We start from the raw sequence: 21,405 nt of genomic DNA on the forward strand, positions 1-21,405 counted from the left end.
CCCGCCCTGTCCCTGTTGTGAGAACCGTGTCCTCAGTTGTTTCTGTCAAGCGCTCCACCTGGAAGACCTGTACGACGAGGTCATCTTCGGCCCGTGGGCGTCCCGGCAGGTCGAGCAGTCGCCTCTTCTCCTTCTACGTTCGCCGTCACCTGCCGACGGGCGGCGGGGAGCCTGGCTCCGAGGCGCTGCCGGTGCCGGTCGCCGCGCGCACTCCGGCGTGGGCGGTGCTCGGTTCCGCCCCCTTGGTCGCTGCCTGCTTCGCGCACCGTATGGCGTCGGGTCGGCGTCGGAACGGCCCGGTGAGTGACGGCCACGCTCCCATCGGGTGCGCAGGTTCCGCGCCTCGCGTCCGCATCGTCACGGAGGCCGCCCAGGCCCCCCGTGACACCCCTGCGGCTTGCCGCGTCGGAGCCGCTTACACCGCAGTCGCCACCGTCGTCCTCGCTCAGGAGTCCTGATTCACGTGCGAACAACGCTTACTGACCGCCTGACGAGTGGCCCCGTCGCCGCGTTCGTCGCCCTGACGGGAGTCGCCGCCGGCGTCCTGGTCGGCCACGGCGGCCTCGACACGGTGGTCGGCTGCGGAATACCCAGCGACAGTCACCCCTCCCGGACAGCGGAGGACTGGATCACCAACGCCGATCACGTCGTCGTGGCCACACCCACGGCCGAACAGGACACCAATCGGCGCAACTTCACCGAGGGCCCCATCCAGTACCAGACCGACCGAGCGGTGGCGTTCCGCACGGACAAGATCCTCTGGTCTTCCGCACGTCCCCGGCAGCAGATGGGGCAGGACTTCGACATGGTGAGCGCCGGCTGGAACGTCTCCCGCGACAGCGGCGAGCGCACCAAGCGAACGACCGCTGCGGCTCCTCGCCTCGAACCCGGCCACACCTACCTCCTCGCCCTGCGCTGGGTCACCGGTCAGTGGACCGTACTCGGAGAAGGCGCCGCTGTCCCCTTCGACCACCAGACCGTCGGAGAAGGGGAATGGTGCGGACGCACCCTCAGCAAGGAAGACGTCGCTCGCGGCGAACGCTTCTCCCGCAAGGACGACCACAGCCTCGAGAAGGCGGTACACGGCCAGGGCGAACAGGCCGTCACCCGAGAACTCGAACGGGCCAAGACCGAAGCGCAGGCACGACGGCGCTGACACCCGGAGACGACGTTCCCATCGCTGCTGACTTCCGGCCAGTCGAAGCACCTGCAATTCATCTGGGCGGGGCAGATGCCGGAGTACGCGTCATAGGGGTGTGCCGGCCGGCTGCGGGGACGGGGCCGCCGCCGCGCGCCGATACGCGCTGGGGCTGATGCCACGGGTCCGTTTGAACGCCGCGCTGAACGCGAACGCGTCGGAGTAGCCCACGGCACGGGCGATCTCCGCGACAGTCTCCGTCTCGCGCTCCGTCAGCAGGTCCGCCGCGAGCGTCATGCGCCAGTGGGTGAGGTAGGTGAGCGGCGGTTCGCCGACCAATTCGGTGAACCGCTTCGCCAGCGTGGCCCGCGACACCCCGGTCCGGCTGGCCAGGGAGGCAACCGTCCACGGTGCGGCCGGGTCCTCGTGCAGCAGGCGCAGGGCGCCACCCACCACCGGGTCACGTCCGGCGGAGTACCAGCCCGGCGGAGTACCGCCGGGCCGGTCGAAGTACTCGCGCAGCGTGCACACCAGCATCCAGTCCAGCAGCCGGTCGAGGACGACTTGCTGGCCCGGCGTGTCGGCGGCGACCTCGGCGGCGAGATGGTCCCACACGGAGCCGGGCCCGCCGCCGGACGCCACGCGCAGTACGGCGGGCAGCGCGTCCAGCAGCCTGCGACTGATCTCGCCGCGCACTGGATAGGCACCGACGACCAGGGTCGTCGTGTTCTCACCGCCAGTGCCCGCGTCGTGCCAGCCGAGCCGGTACCGGGTCCCGCCCTGCTCGGGCGTCGAGCAGAACGCGCCACACTCGACGGGTTCGGCCCGCGTACCCACCTCGTCGACGAAGAGGAACGGGGCGGGGCCCCGCACGATCACCGTGTCGCCGACGCCCAGACGCTCGGGAGGGCGACGCTCGGGCACGATCCAGCCGCCTCCGCAGAGGACGGTGCACAAGGTCAGCGGTGCGCCGTCCACGAAGTGCAGCGACCAGGGCGCGGTCAGGGTCGAGCTGCCGAACAACGAGCCCTGAGCCCGCACTCCGCGCAGCAGGTCACCGAAAGCATCCACCCGCAAAGAGTAAACGACTCAGACGATCACCCAGGTGATCTGGCGTATCACCTATGGAACCGTCCGGGGTGCGTGCCGTTAACTCGATGTCGTGAGCAACGACGTCACCCTCGTCCTCTGCATGACGGGCAACACCGCCGAAGTGTGGCCGCCCGGCTACGACTGCGCGACACGCCCGTACGCACCGCCTCCCGTTCCAGGCTCGATCCGGACATGCACTCGGCCGAGGACGCCGTACGCCGGTCGACGTCGAGTCCCGCGGGCCCAGTCATGGCGCACTGGGCTCCAGGAGGCGTAGCACCGCACGCCTCCCGCACACATCCCACCTACTTGTTCGACGCCCGTTCTGCACGTCACTGGAGCCATCCATGCATGCCCTGCTGGTCACCGCCAACCCCGACTCCCGGTCACTGACGCATCATGTCCTGGGAAGACTGGAGGCAGCGCTGCAGCCCGTCTCGGTCGAGATCGCCGACCTGGCCGAGGAGCGTTTCGACCCCCGGTTCACTCCGGCGGACCGTCGGGCCTACCACGACGGCGGCAACTACCCCGCTGACGTCATGGCTGAGCACCGTCGTCTCGAGCGCGCCACCGATCTCGTGTTGGTCTTCCCCGTGTACTGGTGGTCGATGCCTGCACTGTTGAAGGGGTGGATCGACCGTGTCTTCGTCAACGGCTGGGCCTTCGAGCACTCTCCCGCTTCGGGCCTCCAGCCGAAGCTGCAGGGTCTCACCACACATCTCCTCCCCATCGCCGGTGCCGACTCCGGTGCGTACGAGCGCCACGGATACGAGAGCGCACTGCGCACGCAGATCGAGCACGGCATCATCGACTACTGCGGCAGCCGGCGCGGATCCACAGCGTTCATCTACGAATCCGACCAGCTCACCGCCGACACCACGGCGCGACACGTTGACCGTGCGGTGCGGACCATCAGCGAAGCCATCCATGCCGGCCTGAGAGAATGAGGTAACACCCTTGCCCCTGCGCCCGGGTCTGCCTGCCGTAGAGGTCAACCGGTCGAATATGGGCCCTGGCCCTGGCCCTGGTCGCCAGCACGCTGGGCAGGGAGCAGTGAGGCTGCGTGGGAGGGGGCCGGGTCGGGGACGCCTGGCGTAAGCGTGGAGACGACAGAGGGCAGGAGAGGGCACTGGACAGGCGGCCCCTGCGCCGCACAGCCGACCACTGACCCGCACACCATACGTCCGGCGCCGCTCGGCGAATCGAGACTGGACTGCCAGCAACTGGGGACAGCCGCTACGCCTGCTCCGTCAGGCAATTGATGCGGTACACATCCGGCACGCAGAGGTTCAGGACGGTCGCAGCTGCAATCATCCCCGCGCAGGCCAACAGCACTGCCTGGCTGCTCCAGGAGTGCGCCGCAAGAGCGGCGATGAGGTAGCCCATCGGGATGGCGAGACGCTCCCCGACGCCGTTGAAGGCGCTCATGCGGCCCTGTTCCGCCTGGGGAACACACTGTTGGAACGCAGTGGCCCAGGCGACGACGGCCACGTCGGGCCCGACCCCGGCAAGTGCGGTGGCCGGCAGGACGAGGGGCAGCGGCACCGTACAGGCCATGGCAGCCAGGGGAAGTGCGAGAGCACCGGCCGCGACGACCGCGACCGTGAGCAGTCGGTACGGCTTCCAGCGCAGGCAGACGAGGGTTCCCACAAGCAGACCACAGGTGAAGGCTGCCTGGATCAGACCCCAGTCGCGGGCTCCGGCGTACTGCTCGGCCGCCACGAGCGGGCCCAGAAGCTGGAAACCCGCCAGCCACGCGGCGACCAGAACCGTGCCGACGGCCGTGTAGGTCCACAACCAGGTACGCGACCAAAACCCTGCCCACCCCGCCCGCAGGTCGCTCAGCACACCGCCCGGTGCAATGAGCGGGGCGTCCAGCCGCAGGCCGAGAAGCAGGACAGCCGCGACGGCGAACGTGACCGCATCCCAGGCCAGCGCCCAGGCCGCGCCGCCGGCAGCGACGAGGACACCACCGACGACCGGACCCAGCACCTTGACCGCATTGCCCGGCAGCCTGAGCAACGCATTGGCCTGTTGCAGATGCTGCGCCGGAACGATCTGCGCCACAGCTCCTTGCGCAGCCGGCACCACGAACGACGCTGCCGTCCCCGAGACGAAACCGCAGGCCGCGATGGACACGGTCGTCGCATGTCCGGTCGCCACGGTGACGGCCAACGCACCGTGTGCGCCGGCTGCCAGCAGGTTTCCCACGAAGAGAAGCAGGCTGCGGGACAGGCGGTCCGCGAACAAGCCGCCCGCGAGCAGGAACACGATCGTAGGGACGGTGTTCGTGGCAAGCACCACACCGAGAGACCCTGCTCCACCGCCCTGCTCAATGACCGCGTAAGCCAGGGCAAGAGGGGCCATCGCAGACCCCGTGGCCGAGATGAGGTTGGCGGCCGCGAACCGCCGGAACGTCGCGACCCTCAACAGCGCACGGATCGGCTTCGGCGGCTCGTCGACGATCTTCATGATCCTCCCAGGGCTCGGCGCAGCGAGCACCCTAAGGCCTGTCTGACAATTCCCGTCGTGTCAGCGAGTGTCCGCCGAGCTGGCAGTCCGGAGGTGCGCCGACCGTCTGGCGGGTAGCGCCGGGCAGGACCTACGAACGGCGGGCCAGCAGGTGGGCGTCGAGGAAGCCCCGTTCGGAGGCCGGATCGTGAAGCAGCCGGGCGAAGGGAACGAGCCCGGCATCGGCCAGCAGTTCGGCGAGGCGATCCGTCGGCCAGCTGTAGGCAGGTGCCACCTTGTGGTCGAACCGGATCGGCTCCGGTCCGTCGGTCCCGAAGAAGGAGACCAGGAGCAGACCACCCGGCGCCAGGACGCGTACCTGCTCGGCGAGCAGCTCCGGCAGTTCCCCCGGAGGGGTATGGATCGTCGAGTAGTGGGCCAGTACGCCACCGAGCGCGCCGTCCTCGATCGGCAGGGATTCCATCCGCGCCTCCTGGAAGCGCAGCGCCGGATGGGCCCGCCGGGCGTGGTCGACCATGCCGGGGGAGAGGTCGAGTCCAAAGGCGTCCAAGCCCAGTTCGTGCAGCATGGCCGTCAGATGTCCGGGCCCGCACCCGACGTCCGCTGCCCGCAGGTTGCCCGTCGCGCGCACCAGTTCGGCGAAGGTGCCGATCATGGCCCGGGCGAACGGCTGAGTCTCCAGCCGGCCTGCGAACAGCGATGCGTACAGCTCGACGACTCCGTCGTAGGCCGCCCTGGTCTCGTCCTGATGATTCGCCACGGGCAGGACTCTATAGCCGGTCTGATAATTGATCTTGTGGCAGGTCGAGGTGTTGACGGATGCGGCATGGGGGCGAATGGAGCCCCTGTTGCCGCAGGTGGACGGACGCGGCCGTCCGTGGCGTGATCACCGGCAGGTGGTCAACGGGGTGCTGTGGAGGCTGCGGACCGGGGCTCCTTGGCGCGACCTGCCCGAGCGGTACGGGCCGTGGCAGACCGTCTACGAGCGGTTCGCCCGCTGGGAGGCTGATGGCACCTGGGCGAAGCTGCTGGAGCACGTCCAGGTCCGTGACGACGCCGTGGGCCGGGTGGAGTGGACCGTCGCTGTCGACTCCACGGGAAACCGGGCCCACCAGCACGCCGCGGGCGCCCGTAAAAGGGGGACACGGACGGGGACGAACTGGAAGATCCGGGCCGCTCGCAGACGCGCCAGGCCCTCGGCCGGTCCCGGGGCGGGCTGACCACCAAGGTCCACCTCGCCGTCGACGGCCGGGGTCTGCCGCTGTCGATCGTGCTCACACCCGGAAACGTCAACGACGCCACTGCGTTCGCCGAGGTCCTCGACAAGATCCGCACCCCGCGCGCTGGCACGGGCCGCCCGCGCACGACACCGGACCGCGTGCTGGGTGACAAGGCCTACTCCAGCAGGGCCATCCGCCATCTGCTGCGGCGTCGGGGTATCGCCGCAACGATCCCCGAGCGCCGCGACCAGGTGGCCAACCGCCGACGCCGGGGGCGCCTCGGTGGCCGGCCACCCGCCTTCGACAAGGAGATCTACCGCGACCGCAACGTGGTCGAACGATGCTTCGCCCGCCTCAAGCAGTTCCGTGCGATCGCAACCAGGTTCGACAAGCTCGCAGACCGGTACCGCGCGGGGGTTGTCCTGGCCTCCCTGATCCTCTGGCTCCGTGAAGCGGCCAGGTGATCATTTGTCAGACAGGCTCTAGTGCCACTTCTTGCTCCCCGCCGCAGCCGCACGGACGGACTGAGAGGCCCAGGCACCGTAGGGTTGGTCGGCATGGCCGGTAGGCATCACGAAAAACGGGTCTTCCCCGAGCTCGCAACCGACGTCGCCGGATTGACGTTGCGGGTGCTCGCTGCTGAGCAAGCTGATGAGTACTACGCGCTCATCGACCGCAACCGGGAACATCTCACCCAGCACGGCGACTACCAGGCGCTGGCCGCATCAGACTACGAAACGGCACGGGCCGAGCTGCTCAACGATCCCCACCCGTCCCTCCGCTGCGGGATCGTCCTCCATGGCGCCCTCGTCGGCCGCGTTGACCTTGTGGCTGTCAACCCGCCCAAGTACGGCCTGGGATACTGGCTCGACCACGACGCCACGGGACACGGGTACGCCACGGCGGCCTGCCGTGTGCTGATCGAGTACGGAGCCACCGAGCTGGGCGCCACCGACGTGTTCGCGGGCGTCACCCACGGAAACGGCAAGAGCGGCACCGTGCTGACCCGCCTCGGCTTCGAAGTCGCCGAGGTCTTCGAGACCTACACCCGATACCACCGGGCCCTTACCGCCCCGCCCAGTCAACTTCAATAGCCTGAGCGGCGCGCAGGCCGCGCCGAGCCGTCACCCGGAGGGAGTGGCAGACGTACGTCTCCGACGCGCCGAAGCGCCAACTGCGCTGAGCTTGGTCAGCTGCCTGTGCCTCTTCATTGCGGCGCACGTGCTCCTGGGGCGTCTCTGTTCTCGTGGTCGTCCAGTCGGCGGTCGACCCAGTCCGGTGTCCACATGTCGTGGAGAGAGGGCGGGCGCGTGGCGCGCAGATACTCGCGTAGCGCGAAAAGGACGGGGTGCTGGTCTTCGTTGCGGAACAGCAGTACGTGCGGGTAGACCGGGGTCGGGTCGTGCAACGGGATGCGCCGCAGGTCGTGGGTCTGGGGCCACACGTACCGGTCTCCACTGCCGACGAGGGTGGCCAGCGCGGCTGAGTCGGCCAGAGCGTCCATCAGGACCTCGTCACCGAAGTTGGGGCCGAGGGCGTCGATGCTCAGGCCGAAGCTCTCGGACAGCGCTTGGTAGAACGCCGCCCACTCCGTGCCCGGTGTGATCCCGGGAATCCAGATGCGGTGGCCTGTCAGGTCCGTGGGTCTGACCCAGGACGCGTCGGCCAGCGGGTGGCCGGGACCGACCAGGAGCTCCAGGGGTGCGTCCAGGAGTCGTGCGGTGCTGATTCCGGCGGGAACCTGATGGGCCGGCACGGCACGGAAGGACGCGTCGATGGTCCCTTCGAGCACTGCTTGGGCGGCCTGGGCGGCGTTCTCCGTGCTCAACGTGACCGCGTCGAGTTCCACCTCGGAGTGGGAGCGGTAGAACCGGTATACGGCCTGAGCGGGTGCGATACGCCGATTGAGGACATCGACGCGCAAGGGACGGCTTCCTGGGCGCACGGCCTGCTCGGCCAGCGCGATGGCCGCCAGCACCTTCTTGGCGTGCGGCAGGAAGACCTGCCCATCCAGGCTCAACCGGGAGCCCCGGGGGGTGCGCACCAGCAGCGTGGCCTCGATGTGCCGCTCCAAGGCCGCGATCCGCTTCGAGACCGCCTGCTGGCTGACCCCCAGTTCGTCGGCCGCACCCTGGAACTGGCCGGCCTCCGCGACGGCCACGAACGTCCGCAGCGCCTCAACATCCACGATCTCACCATATCGCCACAACCAATGGTTGTGTCTGTCCGTCTCAGAGTTGTTTGATCATCTGTTCTGCGCGGTGGTGAGATCAACGCATGTCCACCCGCACAAAGCAGATCATGCATGTTCATACGCCGGAGTTCACGCGTCACGCGGAGCGGATCGTGGAGGTGACCGATGCGACGTCGCGACTGAACGTGCTTCCGTTCAGCGACACTCAAGGCCGGAAGAAACTACTTTCCGTTGTGTTCGGCGGCCCGCTGCCGGAATCGGTGACGATCTATCCGCCGTTCTTCACCGAGTACGGGCTGAACACGACGTTCGGGGAGAACGTCTTTGTCAACCAGAACTGCACGTTCATGGACAAGGGAGGTATCCGTATCAGGAACGGAGTCATGATCGCGCCGAGGGTCAGTCTCATCACCGGAGGGCATCCACTGCCCCTGGCCGAACGCCGCGAGTATCTCTCCTTCGCCCCGATCGTCATCGAGGACGACGTCTGGATCGGTACGGCTGCCGTCATCACGCAGGGGGTGACCATCGGTGCAGGCGCCGTGGTCGCTGCCGGCGCGGTGGTCACCCACGACGTCCCTGCCGGCACCATGGTCGCGGGTGTGCCCGCCCGGGTGATCAAGAAGACCGATTGAGTCCGACTGAGACCGGCCGGTTGCCGGCTCCGTTTCGCAGCGCCTCGACGATCGGATCCTGATCTCCGGTGCTGTGACCGGGGTGGTGCGCCGGGATCGGAAGGCGGCTCGCGGGGCTGGCGCAGGCGCGCCGGCTGGTATTACTGGGGCATGCAGGAAGAGACGGCACGCTCCGCGATCGACACGTTCATGTCCGCGTTCAACGCCTCGGACGACAACTATGTGACTGACCTGCTCTCGCAGGCTCTGACCTCGGACGTGGTCTTCTGGGGGCCGTTGGGTCGCAGCGAGGGAATCGCGGCGGTTGAACAGTTCGTGCGGGACATCCGGCGCCACCCGGCGGGGACCGGCACGATGGTGCGCTGCTCAGCGGTGGACATGCCTGACGAGTGGGCCCGATACCGGTGGGTCTTCACCACGCCGGATGGAGGCCCCCGCCTGGCGGGAACGGACGTCGTCCATCTGCGGCGGAGCCTCATCGACCAGATCATCGTCTTTGCGGGGGAGATCGAATCGTCCGCGTCCTGAGCCCTCCTGCTTTCGCTGTACCTCTCCTGTACCTGCCCCTCCGGCGTTCAGAGGCTGCGGTTCGCGGTTGGTCAGGCTGCGGTGGTGCGGTGCGTCCGCCCCAGCGGATCCCTTCCGGGGCGTGAGTCCACCGCCACGACGCCGCCGACTGATTCGAAGTCGGCGGCCAGGCAGCTGGCGCACTGAGTGCGGCCTGGCCTGCCCTGCGGGCTCTTCCCCGTTCACGGGGATCGTCGCGGCGTGGCGGATCGGGGCAAGCGACCACGAGGGGGCATCGGGGACCATCCGCAGCGCGACCGTACCGTGTGTCAGGCAAAGCACACCTGTCAGGTGCCGATGCTGGCCGCGGTGTGGTGCAGGGCCTGAAGGCCTGCGTTGATGACGGGGTGGCTGGTGCTGCCGCGTCGTACGGCGGTGAGGAGTTGTCGTACGGGGATCGTTTCGCCCAGCAAGGGGACGCGTACTACCGGGTGCTGGGGGAGGGGCACGATTCTCGGCAGGAGGCAGACGCCGAGTCCTTCGGCGACGAGCGAGGAAACCGCGTACCACTCTTTCACTTCGTGAGCGATGCGCGGAGTGAAGCCGGCGGCTGCGCACGCTGCCAGGAGCAGGGGGTAGGAGTCATTGTTGTGCTTCTTCACGATCCACGCTTGATCGGCCGCTTCGAGGAGGTGGACCCCCTCGGGTCGGGCGAGCCGGTGGCCGGCGGCGACCAGCAGGTCCTGGCGGTCGGTCAGTAACGGGGTCTGCTCGAATCGGGCGTCGGTGACGGGCGGTGCGTCCGGTCCGGGCAGGACCAGGGCGATGTCTGCTTCGTCGGCGAGCAGCAGCCGGTAGCTGTCGGTGCTCTCTTCCTCGATGATCAGTGGCTCCACCAGCGGATGGGCTGTGCGCAGGGCGGTGACGGCCGGTGCGGCGAGCGTGGCCAGTGCGGAGGAGACTCCGCACAACCGCAGTGTGCCCTGGACGGCCGCGCTGTGCTGGGCCAGTTCGGCCTGGGCCGCCTCCCACTGGAGCCGGAGCGCGTCGGCGTGCCGGAGCACGATGTGGGCGGCGGGTGTCAGCCGCACGCGCCGGCCCTCCGGACGCAGCAGTTCCACCTCGAGATCACGGGCCAGCAGGCGCAGCTGCTGGGAGACGGCCGAGGGGGTCAGGTGCAGCACGGCAGCGGTGGCGGTCACTGTCCCGTGCTCGGCGAGTGTCCGCAGGACGTGCAGCCGGTGGTCGATCATAAAGTCGAGCCTAAACGTTTACCGCCAAAAACCTTCGCTGGACGTGGATGCTTACGGGCGTCGAGCCTGGAGCCATGAACAGGTTTCCCGCTCCCGCGCTGATGCTGGGCAGCGTGCTGAGCATCCAGTTCGGACAGGCCATCGGCAAGCAGCTTGCCGGCTCCGTGGGAGCGGCCGGGGTGGTGGCACTGCGCCTCGGACTGGCCGCAGCGCTCCTGCTTCTCCTCCACCGCCCTGCCCTGCCGCGCAGCCGCACGGACATAGGCGTGATACTCGGCTTCGGCACGGCGATCGCGGGCATGAACCTGATCTACCCCGCGTTGACCCTCTTGCCTCTGGGCCTGGCCAGCGCTCTGCAACTCCTCGGCCCGATCACCCTCGCCCTGCTCACCTCCCGCCGTGTCCTCGACGCGGGCTGCGCCGTCCTGGCCGCGGGCGGCGTGTGGCTCTTCTACACTCCCAGCGGCGCCCGCTTCCCGCTCGGTGGCGTGCTTCTCGCTCTGGCCTCCGGAGCCTGCATGGCCGCCTACCTGCTGCTGAGCAAGCAAGCGGGGACCAAGAGCACGGGAGGAGGCGCGCTTGCCCTGGCGTTGGCCTGGGCGGCGGCGTTGACAGTGCCCCTGGGCATGATGCAGCAAGGAACGCACCTGCTCAGCCCCCGAATACTGCTGACGGGCCTTGTGGTGGCGGTGCTGTCGGCCGTGCTGCCGTACTCACTGGAGCTGGCGGCCCTACGACGCCTGCCGGCACGGACGGCAGGCGTGCTGGCCAGTCTCGAGCCGGCGAGCGCGGGCCTCGCAGGGGTGCTGGTCCTCGACGAACACCTGAGGACGGCCCAGTGGGCGGCCCTGGCATGCGTGGGCACAGCCAGCGCGGGGACGGTAATCCGCCGGGAAGCCGAACGGCCCCGGGACCCACACCGCCGCCCCGCCCCGCCGTAACACCCGCTGCCAGACGCCCTGATAGGTGTGAGGTCACTGTCGTGCGCTCTTGCCCGCCCTTGGCTTCGGCTCGCCGTCGGATCTGGCGTTGTGAACTTGACCAGCCGAACGACCTGGCGGTTTGTGTGCGGTGGGCTGTGGATACACGACCGGGGCATCGCGGCCGGTGAAGGAGAGGGGCGCCTCGTGGAATGTCAGCGCCGTAGTGCGCACCCTGCCGGTCTGCGCGCTGCCGGCTTCTCAGGGCACTGCTGGACCGGTGGCTGCGGCAGGCGACGCGGCGGTCGCCGGGTGCGCGCGGCGTCGCCGGAGCCATCGGCGTGAAGGCGGGGGTAGCGGCCGTGGGCCGGAGTTCTGGGCGGCACAGCCGTGACCATCGACGGGGGACCGGAAAGGAGTTCACAGCGCGGTGACGATCGGAGACGCCGTGTTCGCGTGGCTCGGCGCGGGTGCGCTGCTCGCCGCGGTCCTGCCACGGGTGGTCGCCGGCCGGCCGTTGTCGCTCCCTCTCGTCTTCCTGGGGGGCGGTATCGGCGTGTACCTGCTGCCGTTGCCCCTGCCGGTCATCGACCCGGTGGACGACCGGCTGATGGCGGAGCACATTACCGAGATCTGCGTCATCATCGCCCTCATGGGTGCCGGACTGGCGCTCAACCGGCCCGTGGGGTGGCGCCGATGGGCTGCGACATGGCGGCTGCTGGGCGTCACCATGCCGTTGACCGTCGTCTTCACCGCGCTGACGGCCTGGTGGCTGCTGGACTGGCCGCCCGCGGCAGCGCTGTTGCTGGCCGCGGTTCTGGCGCCGACCGATCCGGTGCTCGCTTCCGAGGTCCGGGTGGGGGAGCCGAGCGAGGACGAGCATGACGAGGACGACGTGCGGTTCTCCTTGACCAGTGAGGCGGGTCTGAACGACGGCCTGGCGTTCCCCCTCACCTACGCGGCGGTCGCCCTGGTGGCCGCGGCCGGAGGAGGCTGGTCCGCGGACTGGGTGGGCGGGTGGGCGCTGAAGGACCTCGTGTTCAAGAGCGGGATCGGCTTGCTCAGCGGTTGGCTGATCGGCAGGTTGCTGGGGTGGCTGTTCTTCCAGAGTCGCTCGAAGGCGCTGCGGTTGTCCGAGCACCGAGAGGGATTCGTGGCTTTGGCCGCCACCTTCCTGGCGTACGGCGTGACCGAACTGCTCCACGGCTACGGCTTCCTCGCCGTGTTCGTCACCGCTTGCTCGATCCGGGCGGAGGAACGCGCCCACGGCTTCCACAACGTCCTGCACGACTTCGTCGAACAGGTTGAGCGTCTGTTCACGGCCGTGCTGCTGTTCCTGGTGGGGGGATTCATCGCTCTGGGCGGCCTGGACTCGCTGACCTGGCAGGGCATGGTCGCCGGGCTGCTTCTGCTGTTCGTGATCCGGCCGCTGTCCGGGTGGGTTGGTCTGCTCGGTAGCCGGATGCGGTCCAGCGAGCGATGGGTGACAGCCGTCTACGGCATCCGGGGTATCGGCTCGCTCTACTACCTTGCCTACGCCCTGGGACAGCACCGTTTCCCTGTGCCGGCGCGAGAGCTGTGGGCGGTGGTGACGTTCACCGTCCTCGCCTCCGTCGTCCTGCACGGTGTCACGGCCGGCCCGGTCGTGAAGCGCCTGGACCGACTGCGAGAGACCACACCTCCCAGCACCTGAGACCGGCACCGGCACGGCCGGGGCGCGGCGGCCGACGGCCACGAACTTCAGGCATACAGGCGCACGCGGCACGTGGTCGGTCCGACCATGGGCCCGACCGGTGTCCCCGCAACTCAGGGTGGTTACCGGTGTGGATAGTCGCTGGCAGACGCACTGCGGTGGCGGTTGAATGCCCTGATGAGCGACTGCTGGACGCCTGCCCATCACGCGGTGGAACACGAGGATGCGGAGACTTTGGCGCGGTTGCTGGCCAGTGGCGCCGACCCCAATGAGGTCTTCAGCAACTTGACGCTGTTGACGCATGCGATCGATGTCGAGGGTGATGGCTCACTCCAGAGCGGCCAGCCGTTGACCGTGCATACCACTGCGGTGCTGCTGGCTTTCGGCGCTGACCCGGAGCATGCAGATCCTGACGGTCGCACGCCCATGGACATGGCCGAACACTACGGCCACGACCTGGCGGTACAGCTGCTGCGAGCCCACATCACCGGGCCAAACGCCGGTAACAGATGAGAGTGCGGGCGATGCTCGTGGAGGCGAGAAAGCGGCCGGCTTGCGTTCACCTCCAGGGCCAGGCCGTGGTCGGCGAGCGCGGCGAGTTCGGCGGCGTCGCGGCCGAGCCGCTTCATCTCGTACAGGGCATTGATGACACGGCAGCGCGGGGCGCGGGCCTTGCCCTCGCGCTCCGTACGAGCACCTCCTCGAGCTGGGCCCTCCGCGGATGCGGGTGCTGATCTCCTCGCTGAAGGCCTTGTCCCTCGGGATGCCGTGGCTCGCAAGGCGTCGAGATGTGTCGTTGCCCTACCTGCCGGCCAAGCAGCAGCGCCGGGTATGCGGCCCGAAGAGGGGAGTGGCTTGTCGCATACTCGGCGCTGAGCGGCAGAGTTATGCAGTCGTGGCCGCTGTCTCGGTGGCTTCGACTGCGGACTTGAAATCAGGGTGGACGCCGATTTGATCAAGCCACACGTTCATCGAGTTGTAGCAATTGAACCTTTCGATCTTTCCGTCACGGAGGTACCAGAGGTCCGCCGCCGGCACGTCGATCCGGTTCCCGGTCGGTGGGATCTCGCCGACTGGAGTCGGAAACGCTCCGAGATGCGTGCCCTGGATTCGCAACTCGACGGCGACGACATCACCGAATGCGTGTACCTCGAGCAGTTCACGGTGTACATCGGGGAACGAGCGGGCGAGGCCCGCGATCACCTGAGGAATCTGCTCTCCGCGGAAACTCTGCGAGGTCGACATGTCGTTGAACGACCCGTCCTCGGTGAACAAGGCCAGGAAACCGTCACCGTCGAGAACGTTCCCTTCCGCGAGTCGGTAAGCCTCGCGAATGGTCTTCTCGTTACTTTCCATTCCTGTTCTCCCTTGAGTTCGCAACACGCTCACGGTCCGCGCACCTGGCTGACGTAACTGTAATTGTTACAGCAAGCTGTCGCAACCTTCACTGTTACGACCGTGCTGTTGTAACATGGAGTGTTGCGACCGAAAGGGGGATCATGAGCGCCAACAGCAGGCTGACCATTGCAGCCCATGCGCTTGCCTGGATCGGTCTCTACCAGCGCCAGGGACATGAGGTCGCGACCTCCGAGCAGATCGCCGCCAGTGCGAACACCAACCCCGTAGTGATCAGGCGGCTGCTCGGCGAGCTGCGCAGGGCCGGCCTCGTGGAGTCCCGGCGGGGCGTGGGCGCAGGCTGGTCGCTGGCGCGCGAGCTGGGGTCGATCACCCTGCTCGACGTGTACGAGGCAGTGGAACCCGGCCCGCTGTTCGCCATGCACCGCGCCACCCCGGACCAGGGATGCGTGGTGGGCCACGGCATCCAGCCGGCAATGCAGGGCATCTACGAGGGCATTGAGGAGACCCTGAGACACGAACTGGCCCGCGTCACGCTCGAGAAGGTACTCAGAGACGTACTCGCGGCACCTCGCCAACCTCTCTGATCAGTTGGGCGACCCATTCGTCCCCGTATTCCCATCCGTTGCCGTGCAGTGCCCGTTAGGACTCGCTCGCCGAGCACAGTAGCGGGACCGCGCCGGGTTCACACCGGCCTCCTCGTTCCGCCGCCCCTGTCACCAACCGTCATCCAACTCGGGACGGCGTGCCGCCCGCCCGGTGCCGGCCATCAGTCCGTTTGCTGGGTGTGAGGGGCCGTCGCGGGCGGATGGGTCGGGCGGTCCCGTCCGCCGTCGCGGCCGGACGCCACCACGATGACCAGCCCGATGGCGACGGCTCCGGCGACGACCCGTCCTGCCGCCCGCACCCACCATCCCGGCCGGGCCGCGCCCTCGCTCGGAGAGCGCAGCCGTTCGGCTCGCCGCGCAGGTCTCAGCAGGCGAAGCAACAGGAGCGCCGCGACCGGGAGTTGCAGCAGCCACAGAACGGTGCGCGGCCACTCTCCGTACCAGACGTTGGTCCCGTACAGCAGCGTGTGCCACACGCTAAGCACGTAGACGACGATCACGAACCGGTGGAGCCGTCGCCAGGTATTCGCTCCGATGCGGTGCCGGACGTAGAACAGCAGCCCCAGCGGAATCGCCAGATAGAGGGCGCCCTGCCCGATGGGGATGGCGATCCTGCCGGTTCCGGAGTCGTACCAGCCAGGCACGAAGCTGTCGGCGAAGCCCACCCACAGCCGCTCCGCCCAATCCACCTTCGTCTCGTAGCGAACGAGTTCCGCCGCGAACATCAGTGCGTGAGCGAACATCAGCGCCATGGTCGTCAGGCTCGTGGTGCGGTGCCAGCGCTCCAGTACCTGCCGGGAGACAGGCAGCCGGGCGGGGCGCGGCCCCGACAGCAGCAGGCCGAGCATGACCGTGCCCCAGGCCCACAGCAGCCCCGACCAGCCGAACGCCTGGCTGAGCAAGTACATCCAGTAGGTGCCGGCATCGTCCATGAACGGCATGATCGCGACGGTGTCCGAAGTACCCGACTCCATGCGCGCCCACAGGAGGGCGAACACGAGTGACGTGACCATCACCGCCGCGGTGGCGTCGGGCAGGGCGGACCGCAGGTCGCCGCGCAGCGCGACGCGGTCACCGGGAGGCCGTTGCCGTCCGGGCGAGGCTCCGGCTCCTGCCCCGTCTTCGTCCAGGCTCGTCTCTGACGTCACCAGGGCCTCCCGGGCACGGGCCACCGCAGCAGCGGTTCGCATGTGGCGTGAGGGAACAAGTCTGGCTGATGAGGAAGTGATCCTTAGAGGCGTTATCCGGCCAGAGCCCGCCACGAGAATGCACGGGGGCGCGCCTGGTTTCTGCGCCTGCCTAGGGTGGCCTACCCGTCGAGATCGGCGACGAGGTGGAAGTCGGCGGCCGAGTCCCGGACCACCGCCGCCACGGTGCGTGCCAGTTGCCGTACCGGCAGCGCCCAGGCGTCGTCTCCGCCGACCCGGAGCTGGCCAGTGAGGGGGGCAGGACACGGTAGACGGTGCGCTGGAGGCTGGACTTGCCGCGGTCGATGTCGCGGCGCGGTGTGCCGGCAGACGTCTGTCACTCGCCCGTAGGTTCCGCAGGAGTGTCGAGGTGCTTGTCCAGAAAGGCGTTGATGAACTCTACTCCGAAGGCGTGTGTGTCCTGAGAGGTGTCGGAGGGCGACTCGCCGAACCACAGGACCGTCTCCGGGTTGCGTTTGGCCTCATCGAGCCACCTGCGAAGCCTGCCGAGTCGTCCTCCGCTCAGCCGGACGACAGCCTGATGCACCCGTTCACGCTCCGCGCCTGCATAGAGATCGAGAAGTGACAGGGCGCTCGCGGCGTCGATCTCCGGGAATGTGGCGTCGCAAAGCTGACGTGTTGCTGGTGACACGGCCATGCCTGTCATCCTGTCGACGCCTGTCACGTTCGACAATTACCAGGAGGGGGCGGGGGTTGAACGACAAGCTCACGCTCGGTGCTACGGGTCGCTTGGTGGCGGCTCCCGGCATTCGGGTGCGCTCGGGTCAGCGACGGATGAGGCCGAGGTCGGTTGCGGTGGCGACGGCGGCGGTGCGGGAGTCGACGTCGAGCTTGGCGTAGATGCGGGCCAGGTGGGACTTGACGGTGCCTTCGGTCAGGTGGAGGCGTACGCCGATGGCCTGGTTGGACAGTCCGTCGGCGACCAGGGCGAGGACTTCGGTTTCCCGCCGGGTCAGGGCGGTGCCCGGGGTGCGCAGCCGGTTCATCAGCCGGTCGGCGACGGTGGGTGCGAGGGTGGTGCGGCCGGCGGCCGCGGTGCGCACGGCTGCGGCCAGGTCTTCGGGCGGGGCGTCTTTGAGGAGGTAGCCGGTGGCGCCGGCTTCGATGGCGGGCAGCGTGTCGGCGTCGGAGTCGTAGGTGGTGACGATCAGCACGCGAGGGGCTCCCGGGCGGGCGGTGATCTGCGCGGTGGCCTCGGCGCCGCCCATGCCCTTGCCGAACTGCAGGTCCATCAGGACGACGTCGATGTCGCCCTCGGCGGCGCGGGCGACGGCGTCCTCGGCGGTGGCGGCTTCGGCCAGGATGACGAGGCCGGGTTCGGTTTCCAGCACGGCACGCAGTCCGGCCCGTACGACGGGGTGGTCGTCGGCCAGGAGCAGGCGGATCGGGGTGTCGTCGGTCACGGGTGGGCCTCGGGCTCGGTGGCGGACGGCGGGGAGAGAGGCAGTCGGGCGGCCAGGACGGTGCCGCGGCCGGGGGCGGATTCGATGGTGAGGGCGCCGCCGAGGGCCTGGGTGCGAGCGCGCATGACGGCCAGGCCGAACCCGCCGGTCTCCGGGTCGGAGGCGGGCAGGAGGGTGGGGTCGAAGCCGTGGCCGTCGTCGACGATGTCGAGGGCGACATGGTCGCCGAGGTAGCTGAGGGTGACTTCGGCGGTGGTGGCTCCGGCGTGGCGGACGGTGTTGGCCAGGGCGGACTGGGCGATGCGCAGCAGGGCGACCTCGTGTGCCGTGGTGAGGGGGGCGGGGTCGCCGGTGAGGTGGAAGCGTGCGGTGATCCGGTGCCGGGCGGAGGTGGTGGTGCACAGACGTTCCAGGGCGTCGGCCAGGGTGGTGCCTTCCAGGGTGGGCGGGGTGAGGGCGGCGACGAAGCGGCGGGCCTCGGCGAGGTTGTCGGCGGCGGCCTGCCGGGCCTGGTCGACGTAGCGGGCTGCGTTCTGTGGGGCCTGGGGGAGTGCTCGCTCGGCGGCGCGCAGCAGCAGCTGGATGCTGGAGAGGCCCTGGGCGAGGGTGTCGTGGATCTCCCGGGCCAGGCGGTCGCGTTCGGCGAGCACGCCGGCGGTGTGCTGGGCGGCGGCCAGATCAGCGCGAGTGGCTGTCAGTTCCTCGATCAGACGACGGCGGTGTTCGCTCTCCCGGTACAGGGCCTGATATCCCCACACCACGGCGACGGCGACGGCGGCGCCGAGGGCCGGTCCTATCGCCATCGCGGCGCTGAAGGAGTCCTGGTGCACGGCGAATCCGGCGATGGCCACCACCGCCGTGGCGACGACGGCGACCACGCCGGCACGGCGGGGCAGCAGGTGCAGCTGGAGAAAGTACAGCGGGAACGCCACCCACACCCCGTCGGCGGACAGGGCAAGGAGCACTGTCCAGCAGGCACCCACGGCGGTCAGCCACAGCGCGGCGGCCCGCCGCGAGCGACGTACGCCAGGCAGTACGGGGCCGGCCGCGTACGTCAGACCGCACAGCACCGACGCGGCGATGATCCATCCGGCATGGGGCCGCTCGCCGGTCACGGCCCGGACGGCGGCCAGGGAGAGCAGGCCGATGACCAAGAGGTGCAGGCACCAGGCCAGGGCCCGGGTGGTCGGGGTCAGGGCGGGGGCGGCAGAGTTCACAGTGTGTCCAGGTTACGAAGGCGAACGCCGGAATGCCTCCATCGAAAGTTAGAACCCGCGTGCCGTCTTCCGGCCCGTGAGGTGCCGTCCTGCGCCAGACGCGCACGCGGGGGGCCCGGGGAGAGGGTGGAGCCATACCATGCATCCACCGCTGGAAAGGACAGGTCAGGGCCGTGTTCGTCGCCTGGAGAGACCTGAAGTTCGCCAAGGGGCGCTTCGCCCTGATGGGGACCGTCATCGTACTGATCACCCTGCTGGTCGGGCTGCTGTCCGGGCTGACGGCCGGACTCGGCCGGCAGAACATCTCGGCGATCACGTCGCTGCCCGTCGACAAAATCGCTTTCCAGGCTCCCGGCGGCGGGCAGGACCTGTCGTACTCCGACTCCACCGTCACCGAACAGCAGTGGAAGAAGTGGTCGAAGGCGCCGGGGGTCGAAAGCGCCGAGCCGCTGGGGATCACCACGACCAGAGCCACCGCGGGAGACAGGAGCACCGGGGTCTCGGTCTTCGGTGTCGAGCCCGGCTCCCGCCTCGCCCCGGACAGCGAAGGGATCACGCGCGGAGCGGTGGTGCTGTCCACCGCAGCCGCCGACGACCTCGGCGTCGAAGCCGGGGACGCCCTGGTTCTGGCAGGCCGACACCTGAAGGTGGCCGCCGTCGCGGGCGATGCCCACTTCAGTCACACCCCGGTGCTGTGGACCAGTCTGGACACCTGGCAGAAGACCGCGCCGCCCACCGGCACCGACGACGGTCCGAGCGCGACCGTCATCGCCCTGAGTACCACCTCCGAGGCCGATACGGCCGCCACCGACCGTCGGGTCGGCACCAAGACGGTCTCCACCGACGACTCGCTGGCGGCGATCGGCTCCTACACCTCGGAGAACGGCTCCCTGCAACTGATGCGCGGCTTCCTCTTCGCGATCTCCGCGCTCGTCATCGGCGCCTTCTTCACCGTCTGGACCGTCCAGCGCAGCGGTGACGTCGCCGTCCTCAAGGCGCTGGGCGCCTCCACCACCGGCCTGCTCAAGGACGCCCTCGGCCAGGCCGTCGTCCTGCTCGTCGGCGGCACCCTGATCGGAACCGGCACCGCCGCCGCCCTGGGCGCACTCATGGCCGACTCCGCCGTGCCGTTCCTCCTTACCCCGGGTACCGTCCTGCTTCCGGCCGCCGTGATCATCCTCCTCGGTGCGCTCGGGGCCGCCCTGGCCATCCGCCGCATCACCTCCGTCGACCCGCTGACCGCCCTGGGGAGTGTCCGATGACCCTGGCCCTGACCGACATCACCCTCACCTACCCCGACGGCGACACCCGACTGACCGCGCTCGACCAGGTCAGCCTGGAGGTCCCCCAGGGCAGCCTGACCGCTGTGGTGGGCCCCTCCGGCTCCGGCAAGTCCAGCCTCCTCGCGGTCGCCGCCACCCTGATCACCCCCGACGCCGGCACCGTCACCATCGACGGCCAGAGCACCACCGGCCTCGATCGCGGCGAACTGACCGAACTGCGCCGCCACAAGATCGGCATCGTCTTTCAGCAGCCCAACCTGCTGCCCTCGCTCACCGCCGCCGAACAACTCCAGGTCGTGGCCCAGATCGGCGGCCGCAAACCCCGCACCGCACGCGACCGCTCGAGAGAACTCCTCCACGCCGTCGGACTCGCCGACCAGGCCGGCCGCCGCCCTCACCAGCTCTCCGGCGGCCAGCGCCAGCGCGTCAACATCGCCCGCGCCCTGATGAACGACCCCAAGGTCCTTCTGGTCGACGAACCCACCAGCGCCCTCGACCACGAACGCGGCGGAGCCGTCCTCGACCTCATCACCCGCCTCACCCACCAGCAGGCCACCGCCACGATCCTGGTCACCCACGACCGCGCTCACCTCACCGCCGCCGACCAGATCGCCGAAGTCCACGACGGACGCCTGCACCTTCCGGCATCAACGCGCTGAACCAGCAGCGCCCCGCCAAGCGGTAGCCCTTGCACGCAGGGGACGCCGAACGCGGTGTAGCTCCGACGACCCGCCCGTCGCCGTGCAGATCGACGCGCTGTCCTGGGCCGCGATGGACTGGTTGGAGCCGGGGATGCTGCCCGATCCCCGCACCACCACGCGCTGCTTGCTGATCCGGTCCGCATCCAGGCTCGCCGTGGCCGAGGTGATGGCCGCGGCCATGTCCTCACCGGTGTAGGCGACGGTGTCACCGCGACGGGCGGTCCAGGTCGAACCGCTCTGCACGGCCTCCGTGTCGGAGGCGCCGGTGGCGCACTTCTTCGGGCTCGGCGCGGCCACCGGGGCGGAGGAGGCGGTGGCCGCCGGTGTGCTCGCGGAGGCGAAGGGCGCCGGTGTGCCCGCGAAGGCGGAGGGCGCCACGCTCGACCCGGCGGACGCGGAAGGGCTCACCGAGGGCGAGGCGGAGGAGCGGTGCCGCTTCGGCCCCGTGGCCGTGCCGGGAGTCGCCACCTTCGCGCTCGGCCTCCTCACGCTGCGCTGACTGCCG

At 69.1% G+C, this 21,405-nt stretch carries 23 protein-coding genes and 1 pseudogene; 14 read left to right on the forward strand and 10 right to left on the reverse strand.

The features are described 5' to 3' along the window. The first annotated feature begins 463 nt into the window (after positions 1-463). Positions 464-1,156, forward strand: a complete 693-nt coding sequence (locus ACFZP7_RS33665) for a hypothetical protein (RefSeq protein WP_385637986.1) — start codon at positions 464-466, stop codon at positions 1,154-1,156. A 90-nt stretch (positions 1,157-1,246) separates the two neighbouring features. On the opposite strand, the gene ACFZP7_RS33670 is transcribed toward ACFZP7_RS33665, so the two are convergent. Further along, complete coding sequence (locus ACFZP7_RS33670; RefSeq protein ID WP_385637989.1) at positions 1,247-2,209, reverse strand: AraC family transcriptional regulator; 963 nt, start codon at positions 2,207-2,209, stop codon at positions 1,247-1,249. Between the two features lie 368 nt (positions 2,210-2,577). On the opposite strand from ACFZP7_RS33670, the gene ACFZP7_RS33675 reads away from it, so the two are divergent. Next, positions 2,578-3,177 (forward strand): NAD(P)H-dependent oxidoreductase, encoded by a 600-nt coding sequence (locus tag ACFZP7_RS33675; protein ID WP_385637992.1) that lies wholly within the window; start codon positions 2,578-2,580, stop codon positions 3,175-3,177. 289 nt (positions 3,178-3,466) lie between these two features. Here the strand turns inward: ACFZP7_RS33675 and ACFZP7_RS33680 are convergent, their stop codons facing one another. Continuing rightward, positions 3,467-4,702, reverse strand: coding sequence for an MFS transporter (locus ACFZP7_RS33680; protein WP_385637995.1), 1,236 nt, complete (start codon positions 4,700-4,702; stop codon positions 3,467-3,469). 130 nt (positions 4,703-4,832) lie between these two features. Further along, a complete protein-coding gene (locus ACFZP7_RS33685) occupies positions 4,833-5,462 on the reverse strand; it encodes a class I SAM-dependent methyltransferase (protein ID WP_030968184.1) in 630 nt (209 codons plus the stop codon). 76 nt (positions 5,463-5,538) lie between these two features. On the opposite strand from ACFZP7_RS33685, the pseudogene ACFZP7_RS33690 reads away from it, so the two are divergent. Continuing rightward, positions 5,539-6,408 (forward strand): annotated as a pseudogene (locus tag ACFZP7_RS33690) (IS5 family transposase). Positions 6,409-6,479: 71 nt separating this feature from the next. Beyond that, positions 6,480-7,016 (forward strand): GNAT family N-acetyltransferase, encoded by a 537-nt coding sequence (locus ACFZP7_RS33695; RefSeq protein ID WP_030968181.1) that lies wholly within the window; start codon positions 6,480-6,482, stop codon positions 7,014-7,016. A gap of 113 nt (positions 7,017-7,129) precedes the next feature. On the opposite strand, the gene ACFZP7_RS33700 is transcribed toward ACFZP7_RS33695, so the two are convergent. After that, positions 7,130-8,110 carry a LysR family transcriptional regulator gene (locus ACFZP7_RS33700; protein WP_385637998.1) on the reverse strand — a complete coding sequence of 327 codons (981 nt, stop codon included), beginning with the start codon at positions 8,108-8,110 and terminating at the stop codon, positions 7,130-7,132. A gap of 113 nt (positions 8,111-8,223) precedes the next feature. On the opposite strand from ACFZP7_RS33700, the gene ACFZP7_RS33705 reads away from it, so the two are divergent. Both ACFZP7_RS33705 and ACFZP7_RS33710 read left to right on the forward strand, forming a co-directional pair. Further along, positions 8,224-8,751, forward strand: a complete 528-nt coding sequence (locus ACFZP7_RS33705) for a DapH/DapD/GlmU-related protein (protein WP_385638571.1) — start codon at positions 8,224-8,226, stop codon at positions 8,749-8,751. A gap of 150 nt (positions 8,752-8,901) precedes the next feature. Continuing rightward, the gene (locus ACFZP7_RS33710) at positions 8,902-9,279 is read left to right on the forward strand and encodes a nuclear transport factor 2 family protein (protein ID WP_127438627.1); all 378 of its coding nucleotides are present in this window, start codon (positions 8,902-8,904) and stop codon (positions 9,277-9,279) included. A 326-nt stretch (positions 9,280-9,605) separates the two neighbouring features. Here ACFZP7_RS33710 and ACFZP7_RS33715 read toward each other — a convergent pair whose 3' ends face one another. Beyond that, complete coding sequence (locus tag ACFZP7_RS33715) at positions 9,606-10,511, reverse strand: LysR family transcriptional regulator (protein ID WP_192339525.1); 906 nt, start codon at positions 10,509-10,511, stop codon at positions 9,606-9,608. A 74-nt stretch (positions 10,512-10,585) separates the two neighbouring features. Between ACFZP7_RS33715 and ACFZP7_RS33720 the strand changes: the two genes are divergently transcribed. From ACFZP7_RS33720 to ACFZP7_RS33730, 3 genes are all read left to right on the forward strand, one after another. Beyond that, positions 10,586-11,452 carry a DMT family transporter gene (locus ACFZP7_RS33720; RefSeq protein WP_385638003.1) on the forward strand — a complete coding sequence of 289 codons (867 nt, stop codon included), beginning with the start codon at positions 10,586-10,588 and terminating at the stop codon, positions 11,450-11,452. A 409-nt stretch (positions 11,453-11,861) separates the two neighbouring features. Further along, the gene (locus tag ACFZP7_RS33725) at positions 11,862-13,124 is read left to right on the forward strand and encodes a cation:proton antiporter (RefSeq protein ID WP_385638005.1); all 1,263 of its coding nucleotides are present in this window, start codon (positions 11,862-11,864) and stop codon (positions 13,122-13,124) included. A 177-nt stretch (positions 13,125-13,301) separates the two neighbouring features. Next, positions 13,302-13,637: an ankyrin repeat domain-containing protein gene (locus ACFZP7_RS33730; protein WP_385638008.1), complete on the forward strand. Its 336-nt coding sequence runs from the start codon at positions 13,302-13,304 to the stop codon at positions 13,635-13,637. Positions 13,638-14,009: 372 nt separating this feature from the next. On the opposite strand, the gene ACFZP7_RS33735 is transcribed toward ACFZP7_RS33730, so the two are convergent. Then, entirely contained in the window at positions 14,010-14,480 is a 471-nt protein-coding gene (locus tag ACFZP7_RS33735; protein WP_030968174.1) for a nuclear transport factor 2 family protein, read from the reverse strand. Between the two features lie 143 nt (positions 14,481-14,623). On the opposite strand from ACFZP7_RS33735, the gene ACFZP7_RS33740 reads away from it, so the two are divergent. Beyond that, complete coding sequence (locus ACFZP7_RS33740) at positions 14,624-15,067, forward strand: Rrf2 family transcriptional regulator (protein ID WP_125774055.1); 444 nt, start codon at positions 14,624-14,626, stop codon at positions 15,065-15,067. Positions 15,068-15,249: 182 nt separating this feature from the next. Here ACFZP7_RS33740 and ACFZP7_RS33745 read toward each other — a convergent pair whose 3' ends face one another. From ACFZP7_RS33745 to ACFZP7_RS33760, 4 genes are all read right to left on the reverse strand, one after another. Next, the gene (locus ACFZP7_RS33745) at positions 15,250-16,236 is read right to left on the reverse strand and encodes a ferric reductase-like transmembrane domain-containing protein (protein WP_385638012.1); all 987 of its coding nucleotides are present in this window, start codon (positions 16,234-16,236) and stop codon (positions 15,250-15,252) included. 376 nt (positions 16,237-16,612) lie between these two features. Next, positions 16,613-16,933, reverse strand: coding sequence for a hypothetical protein (locus ACFZP7_RS33750; protein ID WP_385638015.1), 321 nt, complete (start codon positions 16,931-16,933; stop codon positions 16,613-16,615). Between the two features lie 127 nt (positions 16,934-17,060). Continuing rightward, complete coding sequence (locus ACFZP7_RS33755) at positions 17,061-17,699, reverse strand: response regulator transcription factor (RefSeq protein ID WP_019330835.1); 639 nt, start codon at positions 17,697-17,699, stop codon at positions 17,061-17,063. Further along, positions 17,696-18,916, reverse strand: a complete 1,221-nt coding sequence (locus tag ACFZP7_RS33760) for a sensor histidine kinase (RefSeq protein WP_385638017.1) — start codon at positions 18,914-18,916, stop codon at positions 17,696-17,698. The genes ACFZP7_RS33755 and ACFZP7_RS33760 overlap by 4 nt, the downstream gene beginning before the upstream one ends. A gap of 173 nt (positions 18,917-19,089) precedes the next feature. Here ACFZP7_RS33760 and ACFZP7_RS33765 point away from each other — a divergent pair, with 173 nt between their 5' ends. The 4 genes from ACFZP7_RS33765 to ACFZP7_RS33780 all read left to right on the forward strand — a co-directional run bounded on the left by ACFZP7_RS33765 (position 19,090) and on the right by ACFZP7_RS33780 (position 21,399). After that, a complete protein-coding gene (locus ACFZP7_RS33765) occupies positions 19,090-20,178 on the forward strand; it encodes an ABC transporter permease (protein WP_385638020.1) in 1,089 nt (362 codons plus the stop codon). After that, positions 20,175-20,858, forward strand: coding sequence for an ABC transporter ATP-binding protein (locus ACFZP7_RS33770; protein ID WP_127438621.1), 684 nt, complete (start codon positions 20,175-20,177; stop codon positions 20,856-20,858). The genes ACFZP7_RS33765 and ACFZP7_RS33770 overlap by 4 nt, the downstream gene beginning before the upstream one ends. Before the next feature lie 82 nt (positions 20,859-20,940). Next, a complete protein-coding gene (locus tag ACFZP7_RS33775; protein WP_385638022.1) occupies positions 20,941-21,096 on the forward strand; it encodes a hypothetical protein in 156 nt (51 codons plus the stop codon). 6 nt (positions 21,097-21,102) lie between these two features. Further along, on the forward strand, positions 21,103-21,399 hold the full coding sequence (locus ACFZP7_RS33780) for a hypothetical protein (protein WP_385638025.1): 297 nt from the start codon (positions 21,103-21,105) through the stop codon (positions 21,397-21,399). The last annotated feature ends 6 nt before the right edge of the window (positions 21,400-21,405 follow it).

This window comes from Streptomyces sp. SudanB5_2050 (assembly GCF_964272335.1).
Lineage (GTDB): Bacteria > Actinomycetota > Actinomycetes > Streptomycetales > Streptomycetaceae > Streptomyces > Streptomyces rochei.

Coding starts and splice junctions, on each gene's coding strand:
- ACFZP7_RS33680 (WP_385637995.1), bottom strand. CDS start 4,702: ATGAAGATCGTCGACGAGCCGCCGAAGCCGATCCGTGCGCTGTTGAGG.
- ACFZP7_RS33770 (WP_127438621.1), top strand. CDS start 20,175: ATGACCCTGGCCCTGACCGACATCACCCTCACCTACCCCGACGGCGAC.
- ACFZP7_RS33720 (WP_385638003.1), top strand. CDS start 10,586: ATGAACAGGTTTCCCGCTCCCGCGCTGATGCTGGGCAGCGTGCTGAGC.
- ACFZP7_RS33730 (WP_385638008.1), top strand. CDS start 13,302: ATGAGCGACTGCTGGACGCCTGCCCATCACGCGGTGGAACACGAGGAT.
- ACFZP7_RS33735 (WP_030968174.1), bottom strand. CDS start 14,480: ATGGAAAGTAACGAGAAGACCATTCGCGAGGCTTACCGACTCGCGGAA.
- ACFZP7_RS33695 (WP_030968181.1), top strand. CDS start 6,480: ATGGCCGGTAGGCATCACGAAAAACGGGTCTTCCCCGAGCTCGCAACC.
- ACFZP7_RS33740 (WP_125774055.1), top strand. CDS start 14,624: ATGAGCGCCAACAGCAGGCTGACCATTGCAGCCCATGCGCTTGCCTGG.
- ACFZP7_RS33715 (WP_192339525.1), bottom strand. CDS start 10,511: ATGATCGACCACCGGCTGCACGTCCTGCGGACACTCGCCGAGCACGGG.
- ACFZP7_RS33710 (WP_127438627.1), top strand. CDS start 8,902: ATGCAGGAAGAGACGGCACGCTCCGCGATCGACACGTTCATGTCCGCG.
- ACFZP7_RS33750 (WP_385638015.1), bottom strand. CDS start 16,933: ATGGCCGTGTCACCAGCAACACGTCAGCTTTGCGACGCCACATTCCCG.
- ACFZP7_RS33675 (WP_385637992.1), top strand. CDS start 2,578: ATGCATGCCCTGCTGGTCACCGCCAACCCCGACTCCCGGTCACTGACG.
- ACFZP7_RS33705 (WP_385638571.1), top strand. CDS start 8,224: ATGCATGTTCATACGCCGGAGTTCACGCGTCACGCGGAGCGGATCGTG.